This window comes from Acinetobacter sp. COS3 (assembly GCF_000475335.1).
Lineage (GTDB): Bacteria > Pseudomonadota > Gammaproteobacteria > Pseudomonadales > Moraxellaceae > Acinetobacter > Acinetobacter venetianus.
Window position 1 is genome coordinate 1 of the sequence record NZ_AXCD01000050.1, and the last position, 3,257, is coordinate 3,257.

At 36.6% G+C, this 3,257-nt stretch carries 1 protein-coding gene, 3 pseudogenes and 1 other annotated feature; of the genes and pseudogenes, 3 read left to right on the top strand and 1 reads right to left on the bottom strand.

Going from position 1 to position 3,257, the window contains the following annotated elements; all coding sequences use genetic code 11:
* Window positions 1-487 (bottom strand): annotated as a pseudogene (locus tag IO68_RS34240) (hypothetical protein); the annotation flags it as partial.
* A 98-nt stretch (window positions 488-585) separates the two neighbouring features.
* On the opposite strand from IO68_RS34240, the pseudogene IO68_RS33725 reads away from it, so the two are divergent.
* From IO68_RS33725 to IO68_RS33855, 3 genes and pseudogenes are all read left to right on the top strand, one after another.
* Window positions 586-1,819: pseudogene (locus tag IO68_RS33725) on the top strand (IS3 family transposase).
* Window positions 861-977: a sequence feature (AL1L pseudoknot), on the top strand. Its footprint overlaps the pseudogene before it by 117 nt.
* Window positions 1,820-1,859: 40 nt before the next feature.
* Window positions 1,860-3,023 (top strand): J domain-containing protein, encoded by a 1,164-nt coding sequence (locus IO68_RS33480; RefSeq protein ID WP_023013931.1) that lies wholly within the window; start codon window positions 1,860-1,862, stop codon window positions 3,021-3,023.
* Between the two features lie 96 nt (window positions 3,024-3,119).
* Window positions 3,120-3,257 (top strand): annotated as a pseudogene (locus tag IO68_RS33855) (IS3 family transposase); the annotation flags it as partial.

Sequence of the window (3,257 nt, forward strand, 5' to 3'; positions counted from 1 at the left end):
CGACAAACATGGTACGGTTCAGTTCAACTTCGTCTATAAAAACAACATGTTTACAAGGTATAGCACGTACATATGCTTCAAAAAACTCTTTTACAGTAGGAGGTAGAAGCTGTAATTGGGGTAAATTAAAAACTTGACCTAATACCGTCAATGAACAAATCTTAAGATTTAAAAAATATCCCGAATAGCTCATATCAACAGCTTCATTCAAGAACAAAATAAATACTGTTAGAGTATCTAAAGGATATTTTTTAGATAACTTTGTTAGTAATTCAAATATTTCACTATTTTTATAAAAAATTCGTTTTACAAACCTAAGCTCAAAAGATGATCTTTCAGCTAAATGAAGAAAATGACGGCTAACTTCAGGGGCTAAGCTAAGTATGATTCTATCGGTCTCAATAGCAGAACGTGAATCAAAATTGAAAATATTCCAAATTGGATGATGAAACCAGATAGCAGTTTCTGGATACTTCAATGCCACCATTTGTACACGTTCTGGTCTTGGAGAAGTGATCCTAGCCAAAATAATGGATGAACCGTACCGGGTTTGTCGGAGAGTCAATATTCTGAGAGACTATCCCGATGACAAAATTAAAATATACTCCTGAAATCAGAGAAAGAGCGGTTCAATTATTGATTGAATCTGAAAAAGATTATCCATCGAACTGGGCAGCAGTTTCCGCAATTGCTCCTAAAATTGGCTGTACTCCTGAAACTCTAAGTGTTTGGTATCAAAAATACTTAGATCAACAAAACCCAATTAAAGTACAGCAAATTTCAGATCAAGAACGTATTAAACAACTCGAACGTGAAAATAAAGAACTGCAACGTGCGAATGAAATTCTACGTAAAGCAGCCGCTTTTTTCGCCCAGGCGGAGCTCGACCGCCCACACAAGTAATGGTGGATTTTATCCATAACAATAAAGATCAATATGGTGTTGAAGCGATTTGTAGGATTTTACCAATCGCACCTTCAACCTATTACCGGACTCTAGATCTCACAGTAAATCCAGAACATCGAGCGAAACGGGATCTGCATGACCTTCATCATGCTGAACAAATAAAACGAATTTGGAAAGAAAGTTCAGGTCGATATGGCGCACGTAAAGTCTGGCAACAACTGAAACGTGAAGGCTCTGTTATTGCACGTTGTACAATTGCTCGATTGATGCAAAAGCTAGGTATACAAGGTGTTTGGCGTGGTAAGAATAAACAAACCACCCGTAACCGAGATGACTAAAAACGGGCAGATGATTTAGTGAAACGTAATTTTAATGCTGATCATCCAAACCCTTGCGAAGCAATGCTTCTCAGGTGGGTGACTTTACGTATATTCAAACTCATTCAGGCTGGGTATATACCGCCTTTATTATTGATGTGTTCTCACGAGCAATTGTTGGATGGAAAGTATCTACACGGATGAATACAGATATGGCACTCGATGCACTTGAGCAAGCATTGCACGATCGAGGCATGCCAAAGAATGTGATTCATCATTCAGATAGAGGTGTTCAATATCTTTCCATTCGGTATACCAATCGTTTAGAAGCAGCAAATTTACGAGCATCAGTCGGTACAACTGGTGATTCATACGATAATGCTCTGGCTGAAACGGTGAATGGCTTATACAAAACAGAGGTGATTGAATATTTAAAAGCAGATTGGCAAGGTTTAGCAGATGTACAACTTGCGACACTAAACTGGGTAGATTGGTTCAATAAAAAGCGTGTACATAGTGCACTAGGTTATGTGCCACCTTTTGATTTTGAAGCAATGTACTATGATAAAATTAATCCGTTAGGTCAGGTGGCCTAACTTAAATAAAAAGTCTCCGACAAACCCGGTACGGTTCATTATGAATTTATATGAAATACTACATGTTTCTCAAGATGCACCAGAAGAAATAATTAAGCTCGCGTATAAGGGGTTAGCTCAGAAGTATCATCCAGATCGATATAAAGGGAATGATGCAAATGAAATCATGGTGAAAATACGAGAAGCTTATGAAACCTTGATCGATCCAGAAAAACGTAAAAATTATGATACTTTTTTAGCAGAACAAGCACGTCGAAAACAACAACAAGAAGAATATGTGAAAAGACAGCAGCAGGAGGAATTTATACGCTCTCAAAGAGCAGCTTTTGATCAGCAAAACAGGACTAGCTCTAATAGTCAATCTGAACAACAAGCTCAAAACAAAGATTCTAAAAGCTTCAAAATGAATATCTCTATCGATGTTCCAAACAGCTTTTCAATCTTTTCCCCTTTTATAAAACTTAAAAATTGGATAATTTCAAAGAAAAAAGTTTTTATACAAGTTGGAAGCACCTGTATTGCATTAGCCCTAATTATCACACTTGCTGTTGCAGCAACTGCATACATGAATAATTTATCGGTTAAAACTGATGCTGAAGCAATTACAGCCGCTGAAGAAGCAATATCAGCGGCAGAAGTGGTAGAAACCGGGGTGGACTATAACCTGACTAATTCAGAATTAACGAATTATGGCGAAGCAGTAGCCGCGGATGAGGGTTTTGATCCAGCAGAAGAAGCTGTAGCAGCGGCAAAAGCTGCTGATGCAGCAGATTTAGCTGCAAGTAATACTTACAACAGTGATGTGGGGAATAATAGTGTTGAAGTTGCAAAGAACTCTAAAAAATCTACCCTTGCACCAGATAAAGTTTTAATAACAAAAGCAGTAAGAGAATTCGAGGCAGTATTATCTCTTTCTGGAATAATAGGAGTAAAAGAGATAGTTCAAAAATGTTATACAGATATTAATTCAAATAAAGAGTATTGTTTATATCTTGATTATTCTGCAAGAATTTTTGATGCGAATTATGCCTATGAAATGAACACTGAACCTAATGAATTCTTTGCAGAGCAGCTTTTCTTAGAAAGGACATTTGTTAATTATTATCTTCCTATGAATATTCTAGATATGGATGAAGTTAATAAACATTTAATGGATTCATACTATGCAATTCTTCCTGTTTTGAAAAAACAGTTTAGTCAATGAAATATAGCTAAATTCTAAAAAGATCAGCACATAAAAATGCCTGTAAAATACATTTTTATAGGGTAATCCCCCCTAAAAATAAAAGGATCTAAAAGTAGAATTTTACCGATTGCAGCTTCGACCTATTATCGGGCTTTAGATCTCGTTGATAACCCAGAACATCGAGCGAAACGTGCTCTGCATGATTTACATCATGCAGAGCAAATCAAACGTATTTGGAAGGAAAGTTCAGGT

Bases quoted from the DNA above. Each gene is read 5' to 3' on its own strand.
- IO68_RS33480 (WP_023013931.1), top strand. From the start codon at position 1,860: ATGAATTTATATGAAATACTACATGTTTCTCAAGATGCACCAGAAGAA.